General features: G+C 67.7%; 35 protein-coding genes. 31 read left to right on the forward strand and 4 right to left on the reverse strand.

What is annotated here, in order from left to right:
* Positions 1-47 precede the first annotated feature (47 nt).
* On the reverse strand, positions 48-1,043 hold the full coding sequence (locus GA0115254_RS23395; protein WP_107451374.1) for a helix-turn-helix domain-containing protein: 996 nt from the start codon (positions 1,041-1,043) through the stop codon (positions 48-50).
* 588 nt (positions 1,044-1,631) lie between these two features.
* On the opposite strand from GA0115254_RS23395, the gene GA0115254_RS23400 reads away from it, so the two are divergent.
* Positions 1,632-2,510: a helix-turn-helix domain-containing protein gene (locus GA0115254_RS23400; protein WP_093897244.1), complete on the forward strand. Its 879-nt coding sequence runs from the start codon at positions 1,632-1,634 to the stop codon at positions 2,508-2,510.
* Positions 2,507-2,716 (forward strand): DUF397 domain-containing protein, encoded by a 210-nt coding sequence (locus tag GA0115254_RS23405; protein ID WP_093897245.1) that lies wholly within the window; start codon positions 2,507-2,509, stop codon positions 2,714-2,716. The genes GA0115254_RS23400 and GA0115254_RS23405 overlap by 4 nt, the downstream gene beginning before the upstream one ends.
* Before the next feature lie 183 nt (positions 2,717-2,899).
* Here the strand turns inward: GA0115254_RS23405 and GA0115254_RS23410 are convergent, their stop codons facing one another.
* From GA0115254_RS23410 to GA0115254_RS23420, 3 genes are all read right to left on the reverse strand, one after another.
* A complete protein-coding gene (locus tag GA0115254_RS23410) occupies positions 2,900-3,166 on the reverse strand; it encodes an Eco57I restriction-modification methylase domain-containing protein (protein ID WP_093897246.1) in 267 nt (88 codons plus the stop codon).
* Positions 3,167-3,466: 300 nt separating this feature from the next.
* The gene (locus GA0115254_RS23415) at positions 3,467-5,695 is read right to left on the reverse strand and encodes a poly(A) polymerase (RefSeq protein WP_093897247.1); all 2,229 of its coding nucleotides are present in this window, start codon (positions 5,693-5,695) and stop codon (positions 3,467-3,469) included.
* Entirely contained in the window at positions 5,696-7,366 is a 1,671-nt protein-coding gene (locus GA0115254_RS23420) for an RNA ligase family protein (protein WP_093897248.1), read from the reverse strand.
* 509 nt (positions 7,367-7,875) lie between these two features.
* On the opposite strand from GA0115254_RS23420, the gene rpsJ reads away from it, so the two are divergent.
* The 29 genes from rpsJ (at position 7,876) to rpsD (ending at position 23,155) form a co-directional block, all read left to right on the forward strand.
* Entirely contained in the window at positions 7,876-8,184 is a 309-nt protein-coding gene (gene rpsJ / locus GA0115254_RS23425) for a 30S ribosomal protein S10 (RefSeq protein ID WP_003948644.1), read from the forward strand.
* Positions 8,185-8,197: 13 nt separating this feature from the next.
* Entirely contained in the window at positions 8,198-8,842 is a 645-nt protein-coding gene (gene rplC / locus GA0115254_RS23430) for a 50S ribosomal protein L3 (RefSeq protein ID WP_093897290.1), read from the forward strand.
* 4 nt (positions 8,843-8,846) lie between these two features.
* Positions 8,847-9,497, forward strand: a complete 651-nt coding sequence (gene rplD / locus GA0115254_RS23435) for a 50S ribosomal protein L4 (RefSeq protein ID WP_093897249.1) — start codon at positions 8,847-8,849, stop codon at positions 9,495-9,497.
* Positions 9,497-9,820 carry a 50S ribosomal protein L23 gene (gene rplW / locus GA0115254_RS23440; RefSeq protein ID WP_093897250.1) on the forward strand — a complete coding sequence of 108 codons (324 nt, stop codon included), beginning with the start codon at positions 9,497-9,499 and terminating at the stop codon, positions 9,818-9,820. The genes rplD and rplW overlap by 1 nt, the downstream gene beginning before the upstream one ends.
* Positions 9,821-9,860: 40 nt before the next feature.
* Positions 9,861-10,697, forward strand: a complete 837-nt coding sequence (gene rplB, locus GA0115254_RS23445; RefSeq protein ID WP_093773282.1) for a 50S ribosomal protein L2 — start codon at positions 9,861-9,863, stop codon at positions 10,695-10,697.
* Positions 10,698-10,709: 12 nt separating this feature from the next.
* Entirely contained in the window at positions 10,710-10,991 is a 282-nt protein-coding gene (gene rpsS / locus GA0115254_RS23450) for a 30S ribosomal protein S19 (RefSeq protein ID WP_003966956.1), read from the forward strand.
* Between the two features lie 43 nt (positions 10,992-11,034).
* A complete protein-coding gene (gene rplV / locus GA0115254_RS23455) occupies positions 11,035-11,382 on the forward strand; it encodes a 50S ribosomal protein L22 (RefSeq protein WP_004571827.1) in 348 nt (115 codons plus the stop codon).
* Entirely contained in the window at positions 11,382-12,218 is an 837-nt protein-coding gene (gene rpsC / locus GA0115254_RS23460; RefSeq protein WP_037688007.1) for a 30S ribosomal protein S3, read from the forward strand. The genes rplV and rpsC overlap by 1 nt, the downstream gene beginning before the upstream one ends.
* Before the next feature lie 5 nt (positions 12,219-12,223).
* Positions 12,224-12,643 carry a 50S ribosomal protein L16 gene (gene rplP / locus GA0115254_RS23465; protein WP_072485538.1) on the forward strand — a complete coding sequence of 140 codons (420 nt, stop codon included), beginning with the start codon at positions 12,224-12,226 and terminating at the stop codon, positions 12,641-12,643.
* Positions 12,643-12,867 (forward strand): 50S ribosomal protein L29, encoded by a 225-nt coding sequence (gene rpmC, locus GA0115254_RS23470; protein ID WP_014047786.1) that lies wholly within the window; start codon positions 12,643-12,645, stop codon positions 12,865-12,867. The genes rplP and rpmC overlap by 1 nt, the downstream gene beginning before the upstream one ends.
* The gene (rpsQ, locus tag GA0115254_RS23475; RefSeq protein ID WP_030977953.1) at positions 12,867-13,151 is read left to right on the forward strand and encodes a 30S ribosomal protein S17; all 285 of its coding nucleotides are present in this window, start codon (positions 12,867-12,869) and stop codon (positions 13,149-13,151) included. The genes rpmC and rpsQ overlap by 1 nt, the downstream gene beginning before the upstream one ends.
* Positions 13,152-13,258: 107 nt before the next feature.
* Positions 13,259-13,627, forward strand: coding sequence for a 50S ribosomal protein L14 (gene rplN, locus GA0115254_RS23480; RefSeq protein ID WP_003966950.1), 369 nt, complete (start codon positions 13,259-13,261; stop codon positions 13,625-13,627).
* 2 nt (positions 13,628-13,629) lie between these two features.
* Positions 13,630-13,953: a 50S ribosomal protein L24 gene (rplX, locus tag GA0115254_RS23485; RefSeq protein ID WP_003966949.1), complete on the forward strand. Its 324-nt coding sequence runs from the start codon at positions 13,630-13,632 to the stop codon at positions 13,951-13,953.
* Positions 13,953-14,510 carry a 50S ribosomal protein L5 gene (gene rplE / locus GA0115254_RS23490; RefSeq protein ID WP_093897251.1) on the forward strand — a complete coding sequence of 186 codons (558 nt, stop codon included), beginning with the start codon at positions 13,953-13,955 and terminating at the stop codon, positions 14,508-14,510. The genes rplX and rplE overlap by 1 nt, the downstream gene beginning before the upstream one ends.
* 2 nt (positions 14,511-14,512) lie before the next feature.
* Positions 14,513-14,698: a type Z 30S ribosomal protein S14 gene (locus GA0115254_RS23495; RefSeq protein WP_003948630.1), complete on the forward strand. Its 186-nt coding sequence runs from the start codon at positions 14,513-14,515 to the stop codon at positions 14,696-14,698.
* A gap of 224 nt (positions 14,699-14,922) precedes the next feature.
* Positions 14,923-15,321 carry a 30S ribosomal protein S8 gene (gene rpsH / locus GA0115254_RS23505; RefSeq protein WP_037688013.1) on the forward strand — a complete coding sequence of 133 codons (399 nt, stop codon included), beginning with the start codon at positions 14,923-14,925 and terminating at the stop codon, positions 15,319-15,321.
* Between the two features lie 21 nt (positions 15,322-15,342).
* Positions 15,343-15,882 (forward strand): 50S ribosomal protein L6, encoded by a 540-nt coding sequence (gene rplF, locus GA0115254_RS23510; RefSeq protein ID WP_093897252.1) that lies wholly within the window; start codon positions 15,343-15,345, stop codon positions 15,880-15,882.
* A 2-nt stretch (positions 15,883-15,884) separates the two neighbouring features.
* A complete protein-coding gene (gene rplR / locus GA0115254_RS23515) occupies positions 15,885-16,268 on the forward strand; it encodes a 50S ribosomal protein L18 (RefSeq protein ID WP_072485534.1) in 384 nt (127 codons plus the stop codon).
* 47 nt (positions 16,269-16,315) lie between these two features.
* Positions 16,316-16,921: a 30S ribosomal protein S5 gene (gene rpsE / locus GA0115254_RS23520; RefSeq protein ID WP_030914151.1), complete on the forward strand. Its 606-nt coding sequence runs from the start codon at positions 16,316-16,318 to the stop codon at positions 16,919-16,921.
* Positions 16,921-17,103: a 50S ribosomal protein L30 gene (rpmD, locus tag GA0115254_RS23525; RefSeq protein ID WP_030914154.1), complete on the forward strand. Its 183-nt coding sequence runs from the start codon at positions 16,921-16,923 to the stop codon at positions 17,101-17,103. Before rpsE ends, rpmD begins: the two co-directional genes overlap by 1 nt.
* Position 17,104: 1 nt before the next feature.
* Entirely contained in the window at positions 17,105-17,560 is a 456-nt protein-coding gene (rplO, locus tag GA0115254_RS23530) for a 50S ribosomal protein L15 (RefSeq protein ID WP_018550610.1), read from the forward strand.
* A 215-nt stretch (positions 17,561-17,775) separates the two neighbouring features.
* A complete protein-coding gene (secY, locus tag GA0115254_RS23535) occupies positions 17,776-19,095 on the forward strand; it encodes a preprotein translocase subunit SecY (protein WP_093897253.1) in 1,320 nt (439 codons plus the stop codon).
* Positions 19,095-19,751 (forward strand): adenylate kinase, encoded by a 657-nt coding sequence (locus GA0115254_RS23540; protein WP_093897254.1) that lies wholly within the window; start codon positions 19,095-19,097, stop codon positions 19,749-19,751. The genes secY and GA0115254_RS23540 overlap by 1 nt, the downstream gene beginning before the upstream one ends.
* A gap of 135 nt (positions 19,752-19,886) precedes the next feature.
* On the forward strand, positions 19,887-20,729 hold the full coding sequence (map, locus tag GA0115254_RS23545; RefSeq protein ID WP_093897255.1) for a type I methionyl aminopeptidase: 843 nt from the start codon (positions 19,887-19,889) through the stop codon (positions 20,727-20,729).
* Positions 20,730-21,016: 287 nt separating this feature from the next.
* Complete coding sequence (gene infA, locus GA0115254_RS23550; RefSeq protein WP_003956442.1) at positions 21,017-21,238, forward strand: translation initiation factor IF-1; 222 nt, start codon at positions 21,017-21,019, stop codon at positions 21,236-21,238.
* Between the two features lie 60 nt (positions 21,239-21,298).
* Positions 21,299-21,412, forward strand: a complete 114-nt coding sequence (gene rpmJ, locus GA0115254_RS23555; protein ID WP_003956441.1) for a 50S ribosomal protein L36 — start codon at positions 21,299-21,301, stop codon at positions 21,410-21,412.
* A gap of 194 nt (positions 21,413-21,606) precedes the next feature.
* The gene (rpsM, locus tag GA0115254_RS23560) at positions 21,607-21,987 is read left to right on the forward strand and encodes a 30S ribosomal protein S13 (RefSeq protein ID WP_018519286.1); all 381 of its coding nucleotides are present in this window, start codon (positions 21,607-21,609) and stop codon (positions 21,985-21,987) included.
* A 105-nt stretch (positions 21,988-22,092) separates the two neighbouring features.
* A complete protein-coding gene (gene rpsK / locus GA0115254_RS23565; RefSeq protein WP_003956432.1) occupies positions 22,093-22,497 on the forward strand; it encodes a 30S ribosomal protein S11 in 405 nt (134 codons plus the stop codon).
* 31 nt (positions 22,498-22,528) lie between these two features.
* Complete coding sequence (gene rpsD, locus GA0115254_RS23570) at positions 22,529-23,155, forward strand: 30S ribosomal protein S4 (protein ID WP_093897256.1); 627 nt, start codon at positions 22,529-22,531, stop codon at positions 23,153-23,155.
* The last annotated feature ends 2 nt before the right edge of the window (positions 23,156-23,157 follow it).

Consider the following 23,157-nt stretch of genomic DNA (forward strand, 5'->3'; position numbering starts at 1 on the left):
GATGAGATTTGGTGCCCGAGTCGATTGGGTCTTCCGCTCGGTGGACGTCAGGCCGCCCGGTGCGGGGCTGCCTGTTCGGCGCGGCACTCGCGGCAGTTTCCGGGGTCGGCGGCGCGGAAGGCGCGGTCGCAGGTGTCGCAGTTCTGGAGCGGGATGACGACGACCCTGCGGCGGGGCGGGGTGAGGTCCGCGGTGCCGGGGAGCGGGGGTGGCAGGAGTGTGGTGATCCGGCGACGGAGGAGCTTTGCCGGGTGCTTGAGGGGGACGGGGAGGTCGGTGGTGAGGGCGTGGCGGATGGTGTCGGGGTGGGCGTCGCGTTCGAGCCAGGTGGCGACGCCGGGGGTGAGGGCGGCGACATCGCCTTCGGAGAGCGTGAGCCCGGGTGCGTGGCGGCGGAGGTCGGCGAGAAGTGCGGCGGCCGTCCGGCGCAGTTCCTCGGTGGGCGCGTATGGCTGAGGAAGCGGTGGGGGCGGTGTCCTGGGCGCCGTGGGTGGCGGTACGGAGATGTACGCGGGCGGTGGTGCGGGTACCGGTGCCGGGGTGGTCGTTCGCTGTGGGGCGGGCGGCTGCGGGGCCTCGACGGGCGGCGAGGGTGCCGGGGTGGCTGGAGCGGGCAAGGGCGAGGGCGGGGGTGGGGTGGGGAGCGGGGCTGTCGGTTTGCTGTGCCTGGTCTGGGGCCGGGGCGTTGGGGTGATGGGTGCGACCGTGCCGGGCTGGTTGTACGAGACGGTGCGGGTGATGATGCGGCCGTCGGCGAGGCGTACGCGGCTGCGGTGGAGGTAGCCGTGGGCTTCGAGTTCGCGCAGGGCGGCGGCGATGCGGGTCTCGCTCTCGGGGAAGCGTTCGGCGAGGCGCTTGATGCCGATCCTGGCTCCGGCGGGGAGCGACTGGATGTGGGCGGCGAGCCCGATCGCCGCGAGGGAGAGTCCGCGGTGCTGGGCGAGGTGGTTGCCGATGACGGTGAAGCCTGCGGCATGCCGGAAGTTGATGTGGATGACACCGGATGACGGTGTGGTGTCTCCGGGTACGGGGGCGGGGCGCACGGGGGCGCGGTAATCTGCGGGGTATCCATCGGGAAGGTCTCTTCTTCCTCGGTGGTCAGGCCCCCGGTTGAGACTGTGAATCTCGGTCGGGGGCCGTCGCATGTCTGGAGTTGTCGCGGCGAGCATATGCCAGCCAACCCGCGTGAAATCCAGCCCAGTTGCCCTGTGTCACCCGAGTGAGTGACGAGAGCGGGGCGGGGTCGGGTTTGGGTGGGGAGAGTAATTTCCCCAAGTCCTTTAAAGCTTTATGCGTCGCGGAAAACGAGGACGTGGCTCACCGGGTCGCGGGTTCCCGCGACCCGGTGGAACGGGCTCGGCGCCAGGTTGAGTTCGGCACGGATCGCGTTGCGCGGGGCGAGTTCGGGGTGGCGGGGGCGGTGCCGGGCGGGAGCGGAATATCCGGTTCGGGTGATGTGTTGGGTGGCGCCGCTCAGCGTGGTCGTAGCTGCGTACCGTGAAGAGCGATGAGCCCTGTGTGTACGGGTGTTGTCCGGGGCTTGTCCGGTGTTGTCCCGGCTGTCCGGGTGACGTGTTGGGGACGCCAGGGGTTGGGTCGAGAACGGTAAGCGCGTCGGAAGTGGGGCACGGATGAGCGTGGATGAGGCCGGAACGGAGCGCGGGGACGCCGGGGCGGACGAGCCGGGCTGGGACGTCGATCCCGATGACGAGTCGGGGGCGGCCGTGGTCGCGGCGGTGGGGCGCCAGATCAAGGCGTGGCGGGAGGCGGCGGGGTTGCGGGCCGGCGAGTTCGGGGCCGCGATCGGGTACGGGGAGGACCAGGTCTACAAGGTGGAGGGCGGTCGCCGTATCCCCCGCCCGGAGCTCCTGGACAGGGCGGACGAGGTGCTCGGGGCGGGCGGGAAGATCGCCGCGATGAAGCAGGACGTGGCGGAGGTCCGGTACCCGAAGAAGATCCGGGATCTGTCGAAGCTGGAGGCGAAGGCGGTCGAGATTGCGGCCTACGTGGCGCACGGCCTGCATGGACTGTTGCAGACGCCGGGCCACGCGCGGGCGCTGTTCGAGGCTCGGCAACCCCCGTACTCGCAGGACGAGGTGGAACGGATGGTGGCCGCGCGCATGGCGCGGCAGTCGATCTTCGAGCGGTCCCCCGCGCCTGCTCTCGGATTCGTACAAGAGGAGTCGGCGCTCAGGCGGCCCATCGGAGGCACAATGGAGTGGCGGCGGCAGCTCGAACGCCTTTTGGAGATCGGGCAGTTGCGCAATGTCACTCTCCAGGTGATGCCTACCCATCGCGAGGCGCATCCTGGCATGGACGGGGACATCAGAGTGCTGAAGTTCAAGGACGGTTCGGCAGTGGGGCGTTCGCACGGGGCGTTCAATGGGCGCGGGGTGACCGACCCGAAACAGCTCCGCACCCTTGAACTGCGGTATGGCATCATCCGGGCCGAGGCGCTTACGCCCCGAGAGACTCTGGCCCTCATCGAGCGAATGCTGGGAGAGACATGATCCGCAGGACTTCCGCGCAGAACGTTTCCGAGTTGGCATGGTTCAAGAGCAGCTACAGCAGCGACGGTAACGAAGGTGACTGCGTCGAGGTCGCGGCGGCCCCCGACGCTGTGTTCGTGCGCGACTCGAAGAACATGCAAGGAGCTCGGGTTGCCTTCGCGCGAGGTGCTTGGGCGGGCTTCGTCTCGTACGCGGCCAGGCGCTGACCCTGCGCGTAGTCGCGCCCCCGGGCCCGGCCGATGCCGGACCGGGGGCGCGCTGCTGTCAGAAGAACCCGTCCTGGATGCCGTCCCCCGGCTTGGGCTCCGCCTTCGGCTTCGGCGCCCGCTTGGAGGCGGCCTTCTTCTTCGCTCCTGGCACGTGAAGCCCAGCCTCCACAGGTACTCGCGCTAGTCCGTGCCCAGCGCACCCGTCAGCTTCTGGCCCCCGATGAACGGTGGGTTCCCCACGATCGCGTCGAACCCCGACGCGCCCCCCACCCCCATGATCTCCGGGAACTCCAGCGGCCAGTGCAACGGCCTTACCGCAGCAGCCCGTTCACCCGTGAGCCAGCGGTCCACCACCTCCCGGGCCTGCTGGCCCTCGTACGACCAACCGACCCCGGGGCTGTCCTCGGCCCGCTCCTCCTCCAACGCCGTGGCGACCAGCCCCGCCACCGACTCCAGCCGGTTCCGGTACGCCCGTTCCTTCGCGCTCTCCTTCGCGTCCCGGAACTGCGCGGCGCCCCGCTTGCCGCCGACCTTCTCCTCGCCCGTGAGGTCGGACGCCTCCTTGTCGGAGATGCCCTCCGCCGCGGTGTGCTTCCCCTCGGCGTCCAGCGCGGGGAGCGCGGCCCGGCGGGCATGCAGCAGGGCGGCGAACGCGCGCCGGAGCAGCGGCTCCTCCAGCTGGTCCGCCCGCTGGCCGTGCCGGTCGATGCGGCCGTTGCGCTGTTCGAGGGGACGTCGTCCAGTCCGTCAGAGGGCGAACGCCGGGTCTCCTGCCGTCCGGAGATCGGACAGTTCGACCCGGGCCAGCGAGGCGTCCGGGATGCCGCGCAGAATCTCCGCCCCGATCTCCGCCAGCCGGTGCCCGTCGGGCGGCGTAGTGCCCAGGCCGATCGCGTATCCCGCCAGACCGTCGGCGGTGAGCGGGCGCGGCCAGATACGGGAGCCCGGGGCGCCCGCCCCGGCGAGGGCGGCGGCCAGGGCGAGGAGACGGCCGCGCAGCCGCCCCTCGTCGGGGCCGGGGCGTACGGAGACGATCGCCCAGGCGGCGTGACGGAGGTGCAGCGGCGGCGGGGCGCAGAGCAGGGCGTGGGGTACGGGGTCGGAGACGGCGGCGGACTCCAGGATCTCCCAGGCGCGGAAGAGTTCCTCGGCGATGAGGTCGCGGCCCGCGGGGGAGACCTGTGAGGTGCAGGAGCGGACGGGGGCGGTCGGGGTCGGCACGGTGAGGGGGAGTTCGCCCGCCTCCCCGGAGCCGACCGGCCGGTTCCAGTCCCACGCGGCCCAGGTCGCGAAGAAGTGCCGGAGCAGGGGGAGCGGCGGCAGATCACCGGCCTCGTGGGCGGTGCGGGCCGCCAGTACGGACCAGGCGAGGCCGGGCAGCCCGCCGCACGGTGCGGAGTCCAGGCCGCGTGCCCGGGCCCAGGCCTTCACCTCGCGCGCGAGGCGGGTGAACGCGGCCCGGTGCGGGTCCGCCGCCGCGAGCACCGCGTCCGCGTCGCTCACCGCGCTGAGCGCAGTGGCCGCCGCCTCGCCCAGTTCGGCACGGCGGGCGACCGCCACGTCCGGGGAGAGGCCACCGGTCGCGACGGTCACCAGGTCCACCCGGAGCCCGTCGAGGCAGAAACGCAGACCGGGTACGCGCGCACCGGTCACCTCGCGCAGATCGACGGCCTGCGGCAGGGCAGCGGACAGCCGCTCCCGTACCCCCGGGAGATCCCCGTCACCGGGCAGCGCCGCGACCAGGTCCACATCGGCGCCGGGCAGCGCACAGCCCATCCGCCGCGAGCCGACCGGATGGACGCGGCCCTCGGGCAGGGCCGCGGCCACCCGGCGGACGATCTCCGCCGCGTCGGCTTCCGATCCGTCCTCCGCCGCCCCGGTCAGCGCCACCCGTACCCCGAAGTGGTCCGACACGTACAGCCCGTCCGGTGTCGGTACGTCGCCCAGCAGCGCCGCCGACACGGGCCGCAGCCGCTCCGAGCGGACCAGCACCCGGTCCAGCCGGGACGTACGCCCCGTCAGGGAGGAGACGGCGGCCAGCGGATTGACGGACGGATCGAAGGTCGGCGTCCGGTCGCCCGCGCCGTGCACCCGGCTCCAGGCGTCCGCCATCCCCAGCCGGTCCTGCGGAGTGTCGCCGCCGTCGTTGAAGTCGCCGAGCAGCATCACATCGCCCTCGATCGCGGCCAACCCCGCTGCCAGATCGGCCAGTTCGGCATCGCGCCGGGCGGCGCCGTTCGCCGAGTGGTCGCTGCTGAGATGGGTGACGGCGACCGTGACCGGTCCTTCCGCGGTCTCCACGACCACGGCGGCGACCGCCTTGTGCGGGCCGAGGACATGCAGGCCCGCCTCCCGCACGGGGACCCTGCTGAGCAGCAGCAGACCGCAGTCGGCAACATCCCGGCCGGCCGGGTCGGTCCAGAGGATGTAGCTCTCGCGGACCCAGGGCGTGGCCAACAGCAGGCCGAGCAGAGCGGGTTCGGCCTCCTGGAGAGCGATGACATCCGCGTCCGCCGCGCGCAGGGCGTCGAGGAGAAGTGGCCGCCGCCGGGCGGTGTCGATGAGGTCGCTGTCGTAGCGGTCCCAGAGGGTGTTCCAGGTCAGCAGCGCCAGGGAAGCGGACCGCGCGGGCGCCGGTGCGTCCCCGGGCACGGGTGACCAGGCGGCCTCCGGTACGCGGTACGCGTGCGGCGTAAGAGAGGTGAAGTACGGGGACGGCAGCCGCCGCGGGGTGCGTACCCGTCCGGCGTCCGTCGCGTCGATCCGGTCCACGCCCGAGGACCGGTCCCACACCACCTCCCCGTCGGCCTCGAAGAACAGCACCCGGTGCCAGGGAATGTCCCCGCCCGGCGTGAACCGGGGCAGCGGCAACCGCTTGGGCACGGTCCCGCGCTGCGCCACGCCCATCACGAAGCGCGCCGGGTCGAACCGGGCGTCCCAGCGGACCCGGTGGTAGATCTCCTCGCTGGTACGCATCTACGCCCTGTCCTCCACGGTTCCGCTCGCGCCGATGTACCAGGTGCGGTGCGCCTGGCCGGGGTACGGCGGCACGAACCGGTGCAGCTGCGAGGTCAGCACCTGAGGGGGCACCGGGTGGGTGCGGCGTCCGTTGCGCCGGATCAGTTCCGCCTCGTCGACCAGGGCCACGGCGTGGGTGAGCAGCGCGTCCCTGCGCCGGGCGACCGCATGCACCAGGGAGCGCTGGTGCGCGTTGAGCGAGGTGGCGTCCCAGACGACCGTGCCACCTGCGGCGAGCGCGGTGTCCAGCCGGTCGAGCCCCTCGCGCAACACCTCCCCGTTGGCCTTCTGGTCGGCGCGCGATCCCCGGGCCAGCCGCAGATCGTCGAGCGAGAGATACGTGTCGACACCGGGCAGAGCGCGCGCGAAGGTGCTCTTCCCGCTGCCGGAGGGGCCGACCAGATGGACCAGCCGCGGGAAGTCCCCGGTCCGCCACCGCCACGTCGCGGCGACGGCCTCCTCGGCTGTGGTGACCCGGCTCAGGGCGTAGGCCTCACGTGCCTGCGCCCGGCAGCGGTCGGCGGCCGCCGGCTCCAGATCCGCGAATGCCTCGTGCAGCCCGTCCGGTTCCCGTACGTCCTGTGCGTGCAGCGCCGACCACTCCACCTGTTCGCGCGTCCCTTCGGTGTCCGCCACGGCGGCGGCCAGCGCGTGGAGCAGCGGTAGATCGGCGGCGAACGACATCCGGACCAGGCCGGTCCTGCGCTCCTCGTCCGGGTACGGGCGATGCAGCGCGGGGTGGAGTCCGACGAGATCCGCGATGCGCCGGGCCGATGGCATCCCCAGCGCACCCGCCAGCGCGGGCGCCAGCTCGGTACGCCGTCCGCGGTGCAGCAGCGCGGCCAGTACGCCGGTCAGCCGGTCGTCGCCCGTCCGGCCCAACGCGTCGAGGGAATCACCCATCGCGACAGCAGCCCCGGCGTCCCCAGGTTCCGTGCCCGTCGCGTCGGCCAGTGCCGCCGCGTCGACCGGTGCCCCCGACCGTACGGCCCACAGGGCGGCGGCCGGGCCGAGTCCGTTCTCCACGACGGAGGCGTGCATCCAGTGCGTATCGGTCCGTACATGGCCGGGCCGCACCCACTTCGTCACCCGGCGCCCGAAGTCCGGCGCGTCGAAGCCGCCCGCGGGCCGTACGACGTACCCCTCCTGCCGTCCGGTGTCCGGCCGCAACGCCCGCAGCGCCTTCTCGGCCCGCGCGTCGAACACTCCGCGCCACAGCACCGGCGGCACGGGAATCCCCAGCTCGCGCAGGAAGGCGACGGTCCGGTCCCAGTCCAGGCAGTGCTCCCCGTCCCAGACGGAGAAGCCGTAGAAGAAGCTCTCCAGGCCGTCGTAAGGGATCGAATGGCGCGCGAACATGTTCTCCCCGCACACCCGCCACCCCTCGGGTATGCGGGCCCCGATCCGGCCCTGCAGCGCCTTCACCCACCCCCGCGAGGGGTGATGGGCGGAATCGAGCGAACGGGCGTGGAGACCGTCGGCGTAGAGCGTGGTGTTCTCGCCGTCCAGCTTCTCGGTGACGACGATCTCGCGACCGGTCAGCCCGGAGAGGTCCGCGATCCGTACGTCGTCCGAGGCGGCCCCCGGGGACCAGGGCAGATGCGGGGTGCGCGGATAGTGCGTACGCATGATCGATGCCCCTGATGACGACGGCGTGCCCGGTCGGTCACTGTAGGGGTGGGGTTGTACGACGCTCGACCGAATTACGATGAGCGGTGCCCGGCACTGCTCCCGCTGCGCGCCCGCGTTTGACCGAGCGAGCACGCGGGGTAAGATCCTCCGCCCGATTGGCCAGGCTCACACCCCGTATGGCACACTGACCAGGTTGCTCGGTTGAGTGTCAATGCTGCGCGCCTCCCGCCGGGAGGACCGGAAGCGAGTCCCACAGTACTCGTCGACCCCCTGCGGGTCGGACGTACGGGAATCTTCCGGGAAGCGTCAGTGGGGCACCGGCCAGGCACCCGGTGGGTGTTCCGCCCCCGGTCTCGCGGTCCTCGGGCCCGCACCCCCTTGGTTGGGAAATCCTTCGGGAGATCTGCGTAGAGGGGATGCGACACGCCCGACCGCGTGGGTCGGAGACGGAGTCTTGAGAACCCCCGGGTTCCAGAGCGTTACGAGAGACAGGACTACTAGTAGCCATGGCGGGACAGAAGATCCGCATCCGGCTCAAGGCCTACGACCACGAGGTCATCGACTCCTCGGCGAAGAAGATCGTCGAGACGGTGACCCGCACTGGTGCGTCGGTCGCGGGCCCGGTGCCGCTGCCCACTGAGAAGAACGTGTACTGCGTCATCAAGTCGCCGCACAAGTACAAGGACTCGCGCGAGCACTTCGAGATGCGCACGCACAAGCGCCTCATCGACATTCTCGACCCCACGCCGAAGACGGTTGACTCGCTGATGCGTCTCGACCTGCCGGCGGGCGTCGACATCGAGATCAAGCTCTGAGGTGACGCGCGAGATGGCTAAGAACATTAAGGGCGTCCTGGGCGAGAAGCTCGGCATGACCCAGGTCTGGGACGAGAACAACCGGGTCGTCCCGGTGACCGTCGTCAAGGCCGGGCCCTGCGTCGTCACCCAGGTCCGCACCAACGACAGCGACGGCTACGAGGCGGTCCAGATCGCCTTCGGCGAGATCGACCCGCGCAAGGTGAACAAGCCCCTCAAGGGCCACTTCGCCAAGGCCGACGTGACCCCGCGCCGCCACTTGGTGGAGCTCCGCACCCCTGACGCCAGCGAGTACACGCTGGGCCAGGAGGTCACTGCCGAGGTGTTCGAGTCCGGCGTCAAGGTCGACGTCACGGGCAAGAGCAAGGGCAAGGGCTTCGCCGGTGTGATGAAGCGTCACAACTTCAAGGGTGGCAAGGCGTCCCACGGTGCCCACCGTGTGCACCGCATGCCCGGCTCCATCGGTGGCTGTGCCACCCCCGGCCGTGTCTTCAAGGGCATGCGCATGGCGGGTCGCATGGGCAACGAGCGTGTCACCACCCAGAACCTGACCATCCACGCGGTTGACGCGGAGAAGGGTCTGCTCCTCATCAAGGGCGCAGTCCCCGGTCCGAACGGCGGCCTCGTCCTGGTCCGTACCGCGGCCAAGGGGGCTTGAGGTAATGAGCACCATTGACATCCTTTCGCCGGCAGGCGACAAGGCCGGTACCGTCGAGCTCCCCTCGGAGATCTTCGACGCGAAGACCAGCGTTCCGCTGATCCACCAGGTCGTCGTCGCACAGCTGGCAGCTGCCCGTCAGGGCACGCACAAGACCAAGACCCGCGGCGAAGTCCGTGGCGGTGGCCGCAAGCCGTACCGCCAGAAGGGCACCGGCCGCGCGCGCCAGGGTTCGACCCGTGCGCCGCAGTTCGCCGGCGGTGGCGTCGTCCACGGCCCGCAGCCGCGTGACTACTCGCAGCGGACCCCGAAGAAGATGAAGGCCGCCGCCCTGCGCGGTGCCCTCTCCGACCGGGCGCGCCACTCCCGCATCCACGTCGTCACCGGCGTGGTCGACGGTGCAGTCTCCACGAAGGCCGCGAAGACGCTGTTCGGCAAGATCTCGGAGCGCAAGAACCTGCTCCTGGTCGTCGACCGCGCCGACGAGGCCGCGTGGCTGTCCGCCCGCAACCTGCCCCAGGTGCACATCCTGGAGCCGGGCCAGCTGAACACGTACGACGTGATCGTCTCTGACGACGTGGTCTTCACCCAGGCCGCCTTCGAGTCCTTCGTGTCTGGCCCCCAGACCGCTGAGACCGAAGGGAGCGACGCCTGATGAGCGAGGCGACCGTTACCAGCAAGACCTACTCGGACCCGCGCGACGTTCTCGTCAAGCCGGTTGTTTCCGAGAAGAGCTACGCGCTGCTCGACGAGAACAAGTACACGTTCATCGTCGCGCCCGGCTCCAACAAGACCCAGATCAAGCAGGCCGTGGAAGCGGTCTTCTCGGTCAAGGTCACCGGGGTCAACACGATCAACCGGCAGGGTAAGCGCAAGCGCACCAAGACCGGTTTCGGCAAGCGCGCTGACACCAAGCGCGCCATCGTGACCCTCGCCGAGGGCGACCGTATCGACATCTTCGGCGGTCCGACCGCCTAAGGGCGGTCTGGATCGTCCGGAATCGGACGAGGACTGAGAAATGGGTATCCGCAAGTACAAGCCGACGACCCCGGGCCGTCGTGGCTCCAGCGTCGCCGACTTTGTCGAGATCACGCGGTCCACGCCGGAGAAGTCGCTGGTCCGCCCCCTGCACAGCAAGGGCGGCCGTAACAACGCCGGTCGTGTGACCGTTCGCCACCAGGGCGGTGGCCACAAGCGCGCCTACCGAGTGATCGACTTCCGTCGTCACGACAAGGACGGCGTGCCGGCCAAGGTCGCGCACATCGAGTACGACCCCAACCGCACCGCGCGCATCGCACTCCTGCACTACGCGGACGGCGAGAAGCGCTACATCATCGCGCCGCGTGGCCTGACGCAGGGCGACCGTGTCGAGAACGGCCCGGCCGCCGACATCAAGCCCGGCAACAACCTGGCGCTGCGCAACATCCCGGTCGGTACGACCATCCACGCCATCGAGCTGCGGCCCGGCGGCGGCGCGAAGTTCGCCCGTTCCGCGGGTGCCTCCGTGCAGCTGCTGGCGAAGGAGGGCACCATGGCCCACCTTCGTATGCCGTCGGGTGAAATCCGCCTGGTCGACGCCCGCTGCCGCGCCACGATCGGCGAGGTCGGCAACGCCGAGCAGTCGAACATCAACTGGGGCAAGGCCGGCCGCATGCGCTGGAAGGGCGTTCGCCCGACCGTCCGCGGTGTCGCGATGAACCCGGTTGACCACCCGCACGGTGGTGGTGAGGGCAAGACCTCCGGTGGTCGCCACCCGGTCTCGCCGTGGGGTCAGAAGGAGGGTCGTACTCGCTCGCCGAAGAAGGCATCGAGCAAGTACATCGTCCGCCGCCGCAAGACGAACAAGAAGCGCTAGGAGCGGGTTTAGATGCCGCGCAGTCTCAAGAAGGGGCCCTTCGTCGACGGCCACCTCATCAAGAAGGTGGACGTACAGAACGAGGCAGGCACCAAGAACGTCATCAAGACCTGGTCCCGTCGCTCGATGATCGTCCCGGCCATGCTGGGTCACACCATCGCGGTGCACAACGGCAAGATCCACGTCCCGGTGTTCGTCACCGAGTCGATGGTCGGCCACAAGCTCGGCGAGTTCTCGCCGACTCGCACCTTCCGCGGCCACGTCAAGGACGACCGGAAGTCGAAGCGCCGCTAACCGCGGGGTGGAAACGACTATGACTTACACCGAAGGGACAACCATGGAAGCCAGGGCCCAGGCGCGGTACATCCGCGTCACGCCCATGAAGGCCCGCCGCGTGGTGGACCTCATCCGTGGCATGGACGCCACGGAGGCTCAGGCGGTCCTGCGTTTCGCCCCGCAGGCCGCGAGCGTGCCGGTTGGCAAGGTGCTGGACAGCGCCATCGCCAACGCCGCACACAACTACGACCACACCGACGCCTCTTCGCTGGTCATCAGCGAGGCGTACGTGGACGAGGGCCCGACCCTGAAGCGGTTCCGTCCGCGTGCTCAGGGCCGTGCCTACCGGATCCGTAAGCGGACCAGCCACATCACCGTGGTCGTCAGCAGCAAGGAAGGAACCCGGTAATGGGCCAGAAGGTAAACCCGCACGGGTTCCGGCTCGGCATTACCACGGACTTCAAGTCCCGTTGGTACGCCGACAAGCTGTACAAGGACTACGTCAAGGAAGACGTCGCCATTCGTCGCATGATGACGAAGGGCATGGAGCGGGCCGGCATCTCGAAGGTCGAGATCGAGCGCACCCGCGACCGCGTCCGCGTTGACATCCACACCGCCCGCCCGGGCATCGTCATCGGTCGCCGTGGCGCCGAGGCCGACCGCATCCGTGGCGAGCTGGAGAAGCTGACCGGCAAGCAGGTCCAGCTGAACATCCTCGAGGTCAAGAACCCCGAGGTGGACGCTCAGCTGGTGGCCCAGGCCGTCGCCGAGCAGCTCTCCTCCCGCGTCTCCTTCCGTCGTGCCATGCGCAAGAGCATGCAGAGCTCGATGAAGGCCGGCGCCAAGGGCATCAAGATCCAGTGCGGTGGCCGCCTCGGCGGCGCCGAGATGTCCCGCTCGGAGTTCTACCGCGAGGGCCGTGTGCCCCTGCACACGCTCCGCGCGAACGTCGACTACGGCTTCTTCGAGGCCAAGACGACCTTCGGCCGCATCGGTGTGAAGGTCTGGATCTACAAGGGCGACGTCAAGAACATCGCCGAGGTCCGCGCCGAGAACGCTGCTGCCCGCGCTGGCAACCGCCCGGCCCGTGGCGGCGCTGACCGCCCGGCCGGCCGTGGTGGCCGCGGTGGCGAGCGTGGCGGTCGCGGTCGCAAGCCGCAGCAGTCCGCGCCGGCAGCCGAGGCCCCCAAGGCCGACGCTCCCGCCGCCGCTGCTCCGGCTGAGAGCACCGGAACGGAGGCCTGACCGAAATGCTGATCCCCCGTAGGGTCAAGCACCGCAAGCAGCACCACCCGAAGCGCAGCGGTATGTCCAAGGGTGGCACGCAGGTTGCGTTCGGCGAGTACGGCATCCAGGCGCTGACCCCGGCGTATGTGACGAACCGTCAGATCGAGGCAGCTCGTATCGCGATGACCCGTCACATCAAGCGTGGCGGCAAGGTCTGGATCAACATCTACCCGGACCGTCCCCTGACGAAGAAGCCCGCCGAGACCCGCATGGGTTCCGGTAAGGGTTCTCCCGAGTGGTGGATCGCGAACGTCAAGCCGGGTCGGGTGATGTTCGAGCTGTCCTACCCGAACGAGAAGATTGCTCGTGAGGCGCTTACCCGCGCTGCTCACAAGCTTCCGATGAAGTGCCGCATCGTTCGGCGCGAGGCAGGTGAGGCGTGATGTCGGCCGGAACCAAGGCGTCCGAGCTGCGCGAGCTGGGCAACGAGGAGCTGCTCAACAAGCTCCGCGAGGCCAAGGAAGAGCTGTTCAACCTCCGCTTCCAGGCGGCGACCGGACAGCTCGAGAACCACGGCCGGCTCAAGTCCGTCCGTAAGGACATCGCCCGGATCTACACCCTGATGCGCGAGCGCGAGCTGGGCATCGAGACGGTGGAGAGCGTCTGATGAGCGAGAAGACTGTGACTGAGACGAACACCGACCGCGGTTTCCGCAAGACCCGCGAGGGTCTGGTCGTCAGCGACAAGATGGACAAGACCGTCGTCGTCGCTGTCGAGGACCGTGTCAAGCACGCGCTGTACGGCAAGGTCATCCGCCGTACGAACAAGCTCAAGGCGCACGACGAGCAGAACGCCGCAGGCGTCGGCGACCGCGTCCTCCTGATGGAGACCCGGCCGCTGTCCGCCACGAAGCGGTGGCGCGTCGTCGAGATCCTCGAGAAGGCCAAGTAATTCCTGAGGGGCATTCCCCTCAGGCAAGTTCCGCCAGGCTCGGTGGGGGTCCGCTCCGGTAACGGAGTGGCCCCCGCCGGGAACCGGCAGACGATCAGGAGATAGACGTGATCCAGCAGGAGTCGCGACTTCGCGTCGCCGACAACACGGGTGCGAAGGAAATCCTCACCATCCGTGTTCTCGGTGGTTCGGGTCGCCGCTACGCGGGCATCGGTGACGTCATCGTCGCCACCGTCAAGGACGCGATCCCCGGTGGCAACGTGAAGAAGGGTGACGTCGTCAAGGCCGTCATCGTTCGCACCGTCAAGGAGCGTCGTCGTCAGGATGGCTCGTACATCCGCTTCGACGAGAACGCCGCCGTCATTCTGAAGAACGACGGCGACCCCCGCGGCACCCGTATCTTCGGCCCGGTGGGCCGTGAGCTGCGCGAGAAGAAGTTCATGAAGATCATCTCGCTCGCGCCGGAGGTGCTGTAAGCATGAAGATCAAGAAGGGCGACCTGGTTCAGGTCATCACCGGTAAGGACAAGGGCAAGCAGGGCAAGGTCATCGTGGCCTACCCCGCTCAGGACCGCGTCCTCGTCGAGGGTGTCAACCGGGTCAAGAAGCACACCAAGGCCGGTCAGACCGCTCGTGGTTCGCAGACCGGTGGCATCGTCACGACCGAAGCCCCCATCCACGTGAGCAACGTTCAGCTCGTCGTGGAGAAGGACGGCAACAAGGTCGTCACGCGCGTCGGTTACCGCTTCGACGACGAAGGCAACAAGATCCGCGTTGCCAAGCGGACGGGTGAGGACATCTGATGGCTACCACCACCACTCCGCGTCTGAAGACGAAGTACCGCGAGGAAATCGCCGGCAAGCTGCGTGAGGAGTTCTCGTTCGAGAACGTCATGCAGATCCCCGGCCTGGTCAAGATCGTGGTCAACATGGGTGTGGGCGACGCCGCCCGCGACTCCAAGCTGATCGATGGCGCCGTGCGCGACCTCACCACGATCACCGGCCAGAAGCCGGCTGTCACCAAGGCCCGCAAGTCCATCGCGCAGTTCAAGCTGCGTGAGGGTCAGCCGATCGGCTGCCACGTCACCCTTCGTGGTGACCGGATGTGGGAGTTCCTGGACCGTACGCTGTCGCTCGCGCTGCCGCGTATCCGTGACTTCCGTGGCCTGTCGCCGAAGCAGTTCGACGGCCGTGGCAACTACACCTTCGGTCTCACGGAGCAGGTCATGTTCCACGAGATCGACCAGGACAAGATCGACCGGGTCCGGGGCATGGACATCACCGTGGTCACCACGGCGACCAATGACGACGAGGGTCGTGCCCTCCTTCGTCACCTCGGCTTCCCGTTCAAGGAGAACTGACCGTGGCGAAGAAGGCTCTGATCGCTAAGGCCGCCCGTAAGCCGAAGTTCGGCGTTCGCGGGTACACCCGCTGCCAGCGCTGCGGCCGGCCCCACTCCGTCTACCGCAAGTTCGGCCTGTGCCGCGTGTGCCTTCGTGAGATGGCTCACCGTGGCGAGCTGCCGGGCGTGACCAAGAGCTCCTGGTAATTCTCCTTCGCCCTTCGGGCGTTGGGAATTGACGGAAGCTCTCGGTAAGCATCTGGTCGGCAGGAGCCCGCCCTCACATGCCGTAGGCTTGTGGGGTTGGGCGCCTGCCGCCCAAGACCGACTTACTACGCCGTAGGTCCCCGCACCGCACCCGTCCTGCCTCTGAGTGGGGAGAGGGATGGCGCATACAGGAAACCCCGGCGAGAGAGGCCGAAGGCCAATTCATGACCATGACTGATCCCATCGCAGACATGCTCACGCGTCTGCGTAACGCGAACTCGGCATACCACGACTCCGTCGTGATGCCGCACAGCAAGATCAAGTCGCACATCGCGGAGATCCTCCAGCAGGAGGGCTTCATCACCGGCTGGAAGGTCGAGGACGCCGAGGTCGGCAAGAACCTCGTCCTGGAGCTGAAGTTCGGCCCGAACCGCGAGCGTTCGATCGCCGGCATCAAGCGCATCTCGAAGCCGGGTCTGCGTGTGTACGCAAAGTCCACCAACCTGCCGAAGGTCCTCGGCGGCCTGGGCGTGGCGATCATCTCCACGTCCCACGGTCTCCTGACCGGCCAGCAGGCCAGCAAGAAGGGCGTAGGTGGGGAAGTCCTCGCCTACGTCTGGTAGTCGGGAACGGAGGAATAGCTCATGTCGCGAATCGGCAAGCTCCCCATCCAGGTTCCCGCCGGTGTGGACGTCACCATCGATGGCCGCACGGTCGCGGTGAAGGGCCCCAAGGGCACCCTCACGCACACCGTGGCGTCGCCGATCGAGGTCACCAAGGGTGAGGACGGCGTCCTGAACGTCGTCCGCCCGAACGACGAGCGTCAGAACAAGGCCCTTCACGGCCTGTCCCGCACGCTGGTGGCGAACATGATCACCGGTGTGACCCAGGGATACACCAAGGCGCTCGAGATCAGTGGTGTCGGTTACCGCGTCCAGGCGAAGGGCTCCAACCTGGAGTTCGCCCTGGGCTACAGCCACCCGATCCTGATCGAGGCCCCGGAGGGCATCACCTTCAAGGTGGAGTCCCCCACGAAGTTCTCCGTCGAGGGCATCGACAAGCAGAAGGTCGGCGAGACCGCGGCCAAGATCCGCAAGCTGCGGAAGCCTGACCCGTACAAGGCCAAGGGCGTCAAGTACGCCGGCGAGGTCATCCGCCGCAAGGTCGGAAAGGCTGGTAAGTAGCCATGGCATACGGCGTGAAGATCGCCAAGGGCGACGCCTACAAGCGTGCCGCCCTCAAGCGTCGCCACATCCGCGTCCGCAAGCACATCTCCGGTTCGCCGGAGCGTCCGCGCTTGGTCGTGACGCGGTCCAACCGCCACATGGTGGCTCAGGTCATCGACGACATCGCGGGCCACACGCTCGCGTCGGCGTCGACCCTGGACGCTTCCATCCGTGGTGGCGAGGGCGACAAGAGCACCCAGGCCAAGCAGGTCGGCGCCCTGGTCGCTGAGCGTGCCAAGGCCGCAGGCGTCGAGGCCGTCGTGTTTGACCGCGGTGGTAACCAGTACGCCGGGCGGATTGCCGCTCTGGCTGACGCCGCCCGTGAAGCCGGGCTGAAGTTCTAAGCCCCGGTTCCTACGCACAGCGGACGTAACAGAGAGAGGTAAATCCAATGGCTGGACCCCAGCGCCGCGGAAGCGGTGCCGGTGGCGGCGAGCGGCGGGACCGGAAGGGCCGTGACGGCGGCGCAGCTGCCGCCGAGAAGACCGCGTACGTTGAGCGCGTTGTCGCGATCAACCGCGTCGCCAAGGTTGTGAAGGGTGGTCGTCGCTTCAGCTTCACCGCGCTGGTCGTGGTGGGCGATGGTGACGGCACCGTCGGTGTCGGCTACGGCAAGGCCAAGGAAGTTCCCGCGGCCATTGCCAAGGGCGTGGAAGAAGCCAAGAAGAACTTCTTCAAGGTTCCGCGTATCCAGGGCACCATTCCTCACCCGATCCAGGGCGAGAAGGCTGCGGGCGTCGTCCTGCTGAAGCCTGCTTCCCCCGGTACCGGTGTTATCGCCGGTGGCCCGGTGCGCGCCGTTCTGGAGTGCGCCGGCGTTCACGACATCCTGTCGAAGTCGCTCGGCTCCGACAACGCGATCAACATCGTGCACGCGACCGTGGCGGCCCTCAAGGGCCTGCAGCGTCCCGAGGAGATCGCGGCTCGCCGTGGTCTGCCCCTCGAGGACGTCGCCCCCGCGGCTCTGCTTCGTGCACGTGCGGGAGCGGGTGCGTAATGGCTCGCCTCAAGATCACGCAGACGAAGTCGTACATCGGCAGCAAGCAGAACCACCGCGACACCCTTCGTTCGCTCGGGCTCAAGCGCCTGAACGACGTGGTTGTCAAGGAGGACCGTCCCGAGTTCCGCGGCATGGCTCACACCGTCCGCCACCTCGTGACGGTTGAGGAGGTCGACTGACATGGCGGAGAACAAGCCGCTGAAGGCCCATGACCTCCGGCCCGCCCCGGGCGCCAAGACCGCCAAGACCCGTGTGGGTCGTGGTGAGGCGTCCAAGGGTAAGACCGCCGGTCGTGGCACCAAGGGCACCAAGGCCCGTTACCAGGTTCCGGAGCGCTTCGAGGGTGGGCAGATGCCCCTCCACATGCGCCTCCCGAAGCTCAAGGGCTTCAAGAACCCGTTCCGCACCGAGTACCAGGTCGTGAACCTGGACAAGCTCGCGACGCTCTACCCCGAGGGTGGAGAGGTCACCGTGGCCGACCTGGTCGCCAAGGGTGCGGTGCGCAACAACCACCTCGTCAAGGTCCTCGGACAGGGCGAGATCTCCGTGGCACTGCAGGTTTCGGTTGACGCCGTCTCCGGCTCCGCCAAGGAGAAGATTGCCGCCGCCGGCGGCACCGTCACCGAGCTCGTCTGAGACAACTCGATGGCCTGAACATCCGACCGGGGATGCCTCTCATTTGGGGCATCCCCGGTTGGTCGTTCCTAGGTGGGCATGGTCGCCGGTAAGGTGGCGTGCGTTGTTGTGTGGTAACCCCTCGGGCACCCGCCCGGGGACTTTTGACTGTTACGTATTCGTCGATCCTCAAGACCGTCACCTCTTCGCATTGCGCGGGGGTCGCAGGAGGCACCGTGCTCACCGCGTTCGCCCGGGCGTTCAAGACGCCCGACCTGCGCAAGAAGCTGCTCTTCACGCTCGGCATCATCGTGATCTACCGGCTCGGGGCACACATCCCCGTACCGGGAGTGAGCTACGAGAACGTCCAGACCTGTGTTGATCAGGCCAGCAAGGGCAACAACAGCCTCTTCGGCCTGGTGAACATGTTCAGCGGTGGTGCACTGCTGCAGATCACGATCTTCGCGCTCGGCATCATGCCGTACATCACGGCCAGCATCATTCTTCAGCTGCTGACCGTGGTGATTCCCCGACTCGAGGCGCTCAAGAAGGAGGGGCAGTCCGGCCAGGCCAAGATCACGCAGTACACGCGTTATCTGACCGTCGCGCTCGCCATCCTCCAGGGCACCGGCCTGGTGGCCACCGCCACCAGTGGCGCGCTGTTCAGCGGCTGCCCGGTCGCCGACCAGATCGTGCCGAACCAGTCGATCTTCACGACCATCGTCATGGTGATCACGATGACCGCGGGCACCGCGGCCGTCATGTGGCTCGGTGAGCTCATCACCGACCGCGGCATCGGCAACGGCATGTCGATCCTGATGTTCATCTCGATCGCCGCCAGCTTCCCCGGCGCCCTGTGGGCCATCAAGACCAGCGGCAAGCTGGCCGACGGCTGGATCGAGTTCGGCACCGTCATCCTGATCGGCTTCGTGATGGTGGGCCTCGTCGTCTTCGTCGAGCAGGCCCAGCGCCGTATCCCGGTGCAGTACGCGAAGCGCATGATCGGCCGCAGGTCGTACGGCGGTACCTCGACGTACATTCCGCTGAAGGTGAATCAGGCGGGTGTGATTCCCGTCATCTTCGCTTCTTCGCTGCTCTACATCCCAGCCCTGATCGTCCAGTTCTCCAACTCCACCGCGGGATGGGCGACCTGGATCAAGGACAACTTCGTCAAGGGCGACCACCCGTACTACATCACGGCGTACTTCCTGTTGATTGTCTTCTTCGCCTTCTTCTATGTGGCGATTTCGTTCAACCCCGAGGAAGTCGCCGACAACATGAAGAAGTATGGTGGGTTCATCCCGGGTATCCGGGCTGGTCGACCTACTGCCGAGTACCTGAGCTACGTGCTCAACAGGATCACTTGGCCGGGCTCGCTGTACTTGGGTCTGATCGCTCTTGTGCCGACGATGGCGTTGGCCGGCTTCGGTGGTGCGAACGCCAACTTCCCGTTCGGCGGGACGAGCATCCTGATCATCGTGGGTGTGGGGCTGGAGACCGTGAAGCAGATCGAGAGTCAGCTCCAGCAGCGCAATTACGAAGGGTTCCTCCGCTGATGCGAATCGTCCTCGTCGGGCCGCCCGGTGCCGGCAAGGGAACGCAGGCTGCGTACCTTGCCAAGAACCTGTCGATTCCGCACATCTCCACGGGCGATCTCTTCCGCGCCAACATCAGCCAGGGCACCGACCTTGGCAAGCAGGCCCGCGCCTACATGGACGCGGGGCAGCTGGTGCCGGACGAGGTCACCATCGCGATGGCCAAGGACCGCATGTCCCAGTCGGACGCCGTGAACGGCTTCCTGCTGGACGGCTTCCCGCGCAATGTGGGTCAGGCCGAGGCTCTTGACGCGATGCTCAAGGACGAGGGCGTGAAGCTGGACGCGGTTCTCGACCTGGAGGTCCCCGAGGACGAGGTCGTCAAGCGGATCGCGGGTCGCCGGATCTGCCGCAACGACAGCGCGCACGTCTTCCACGTGACGTACAACCCGCCGAAGGCCGAAGGCGTCTGCGACACCTGCGGCGGCGAGCTGTACCAGCGCGATGACGACTCCGAGGAGACGGTCCGCACTCGGCTGGAGGTCTACCACACGCAGACCGAGCCGATCATCGACTACTACCGGGCCCAGAACCTGGTGGTCACCATCTCCGCGCTCGGCAAGGTCACCGAGGTGACCGAGCGGGCGATGGAGGCTCTCGGGTCCGAGAAGGCCTGAGGGGCAGACCCCGCAGTACTCGTACAGTCGGCCGCGGCGTCCATGGGCGCCGCGGCCGACTGTTTGCGCCGTATCGTTGAGTACGCCGCACCCCGTCACCGTTCGATGCAGTTCGATGCAGAGAGGCGCCGCGCAATGGTGCAGATCAAGACCCCCGAGCAGATCGCGAAGATGCGTGAGGCGGGGCTGGTGGTCGCTGCCATTCACGCCGCCACCCGCGAGGCGGCGGTGCCCGGCGCCACCACCCTGGACCTGGACCGCGTGGCCCGCAAGGTGATCGCCGATCACGGTGCGAAGTCGAACTTCCTCGGGTACGGCGGGTTCCCCGCCACCATCTGCACCTCGGTCAACGAGGTCGTCGTCCATGGCATCCCGGACGACAAGACCGTCCTCAAGGACGGCGACATCATCTCCATCGATGCCGGCGCGATCGTCGACGGCTGGCACGGCGACGCCGCGTACACGGCCTTCGTGGGCACCGGTCACGCTCCGGAGCTGATCGAGCTCTCCCGGGTCACCGAGGAGTCCATGTGGGCCGGTATCGCCGCGATGAAGGTGAACAACCGCCTCGTCGACGTCTCGAAGGCGATCGAGTCCTACATCCGCCGCCAGCCGCGTCCGGCCACCGGTAAGTACGGGATCATCGAGGACTACGGCGGCCACGGCATCGGCACCGAGATGCACATGGACCCGCACCTGCTGAACTACGTCTCCCGGAAGCGGGGCAAGGGCATCAAGCTCGTGCCGGGCGTCTGCCTGGCCATCGAGCCGATGGTCTCCCTCGGTACGGCGCAGACCGAGGTGCTCCAGGACGACTGGACCGTGATCACGACGGACGGCACCTGGTCCTCCCACTGGGAGCACTCGATCGCCCTCACCGAGCAGGGCCCGCTGGTCCTGACGGCCCCCGACTGCGGCAAGGCAAAGCTGGCCCAGTACGGGATCGAGGCGGCGCCGGACCCTTGCCCGAATTCTTAAGAACCAGGGGAGACCCCATCGGCTGATCGCTCGCCCGGCGGAGGGGCCGGGATCGAGGCGGCGCCCGGGCCCTTCCCCGAGATCTTCAGGGACCGGGGAAGGCCCCGTAGGCCGATTTGACCCCCTTGTGGAGGTCTAAGGATCTCCCGGGGTGGGCAAACTTGACGGATTCGTCTTTTGGGGTCCGCTGACGTAGACTGACTCGTCGGCTCTCGTGCATCCGTGTGTCCACATGTCCACACGCGATACCGAAGGCCGATCAAGGTAGCCGATTCGAAAGGCGAAGCGTGGCCAAGAAGCAAGGTGCCATCGAAATTGAGGGCACCGTGATCGAGTCCCTCCCGAACGCCATGTTCAAGGTGGAACTCCAGAACGGTCACAAGGTCCTCGCGCACATCAGCGGCAAGATGCGGATGCACTACATCCGAATCCTTCCGGATGACCGGGTCGTCGTGGAGCTCTCTCCGTACGACCTGACGCGTGGCCGGATCGTCTACCGCTACAAGTAGATCTTGCCCGCACCTCGCTTCGGCGGGGTGATGGCACTGACCCGGAGAACCTGACATCCCATGAAGGTCAAGCCGAGCGTCAAGAAGATCTGCGACAAGTGCAAGGTGATCCGCCGTCACGGTCGGGTCATGGTCATCTGCGACAACCTGCGCCACAAGCAGCGCCAGGGCTGACGCACGACCCCCTGCATCTCGCAGCACTTCGCGCGACGCACGTAATACGTACATACGCAGAGTCCGTCCAAGCTTCGGCTGACGACACCTCCGGCGGGGGCCGGGGACCCGGGCGTACCACCTCTCGTCACGAGAGGTCGGCGATCGGGAGTGGCACTGCGGAAGACCCCCGAAATAACAACTGGAGCCATTGAATGGCACGCGTTTCAGGTGTTGACATCCCGCGCGAAAAGCGCGTGGAGGTTGCCCTCACCTACGTCTTCGGTATCGGGCGCACCCGGTCCAAGGAGATTCTCGCCACCACTGGCGTGAACCCGAACACCCGCGTTCGCGACCTGGCCGAAGAGGACCTGGTCAAGATCCGCGAGTACGTGGACGCCAACCTCCGCACCGAGGGTGACCTCCGTCGCGAGATCCAGGCCGACATCCGCCGCAAGGTCGAGATCGGCTGCTACCAGGGCCTGCGTCACCGCCGCGGCCTGCCGGTCCACGGCCAGCGCACCAGCACGAACGCTCGTACCCGCAAGGGCCCGCGTCGCGCGATCGCCGGTAAGAAGAAGCCGGGCAAGAAGTAGTCCTCAGCGGACGCACTGCGGGCATCCGGGCCACCGGCCATCCGCAGCAACCAGCGGTCTTCGCTGTAGGACCGATCACCTCCCCTCTCCATCTGGAGTCAAGACATGCCCCCCAAGGGTCGTCAGGGCGCAGCCAAGAAGGTGCGTCGCAAGGAAAAGAAGAACGTCGCTCACGGCCACGCGCACATCAAGAGCACGTTCAACAACACGATCGTCTCGATCACGGACCCCTCGGGCAACGTGATCTCCTGGGCCTCCGCCGGCCACGTCGGCTTCAAGGGCTCGCGCAAGTCCACCCCCTTCGCCGCGCAGATGGCCGCCGAGTCGGCCGCCCGCCGCGCGCAGGAGCACGGCATGCGCAAGGTTGACGTCTTCGTCAAGGGTCCGGGCTCCGGCCGCGAGACCGCGATCCGTTCGCTCCAGGCCACCGGCCTGGAGGTCGGTTCGATCCAGGACGTCACCCCCACTCCGCACAACGGATGCCGGCCGCCCAAGCGTCGCCGCGTCTGATTCCGTCTGAAGCAACGGAGACAACTGGAAAATGGCGCGATACACCGGGGCCGACTGCAAGCGTTGCCGTCGGGAGAAGCAGAAGCTGTTCCTCAAGGGCAGCAAGTGCGAGAGCGCGAAGTGCCCGATCGAGATCCGTCCTTACCCCCCGGGTGAGCACGGACGCGGGCGCACCAAGGACAGCGAGTACCTTCTTCAGCTTCGTGAGAAGCAGAAGTGCTCGCGGATCTACGGTGTTCTTGAACGACAGTTCGTGAACTACTACAAGGAAGCGAACCAGAAGACCGGCAAGACCGGTGAGAACCTTCTGCGCATCCTTGAGACCCGCCTCGACAACGTGGTCTACCGGGCAGGCTTCGCCAAGTCCCGCGACCACGCCCGTCAGCTGGTGCGTCACGGACACATCGCCGTGAACGGCACGAAGACCGACATTCCGTCGGCCCGCGTCGCTGTGAACGACGTCATCGAGGTTCGTCAGAAGTCCAAGGCCCTGACCCCCTTCCAGGTGGCCCAGGCCGAGGCCGGCGAGCGCACCGTACCGGCGTGGCTCGAAGCCGTGCCGTCGACGATGCGGATCCTCGTGCACTCCCTGCCCGAGCGCCAGGTGATCGACACCCAGGTGCAGGAGCAGCTGATCGTCGAGCTCTACTCCAAGTAGTA

The sequence above is a fragment of the Streptomyces sp. Ncost-T10-10d genome (assembly GCF_900091955.1).
Taxonomy (GTDB): domain Bacteria; phylum Actinomycetota; class Actinomycetes; order Streptomycetales; family Streptomycetaceae; genus Streptomyces.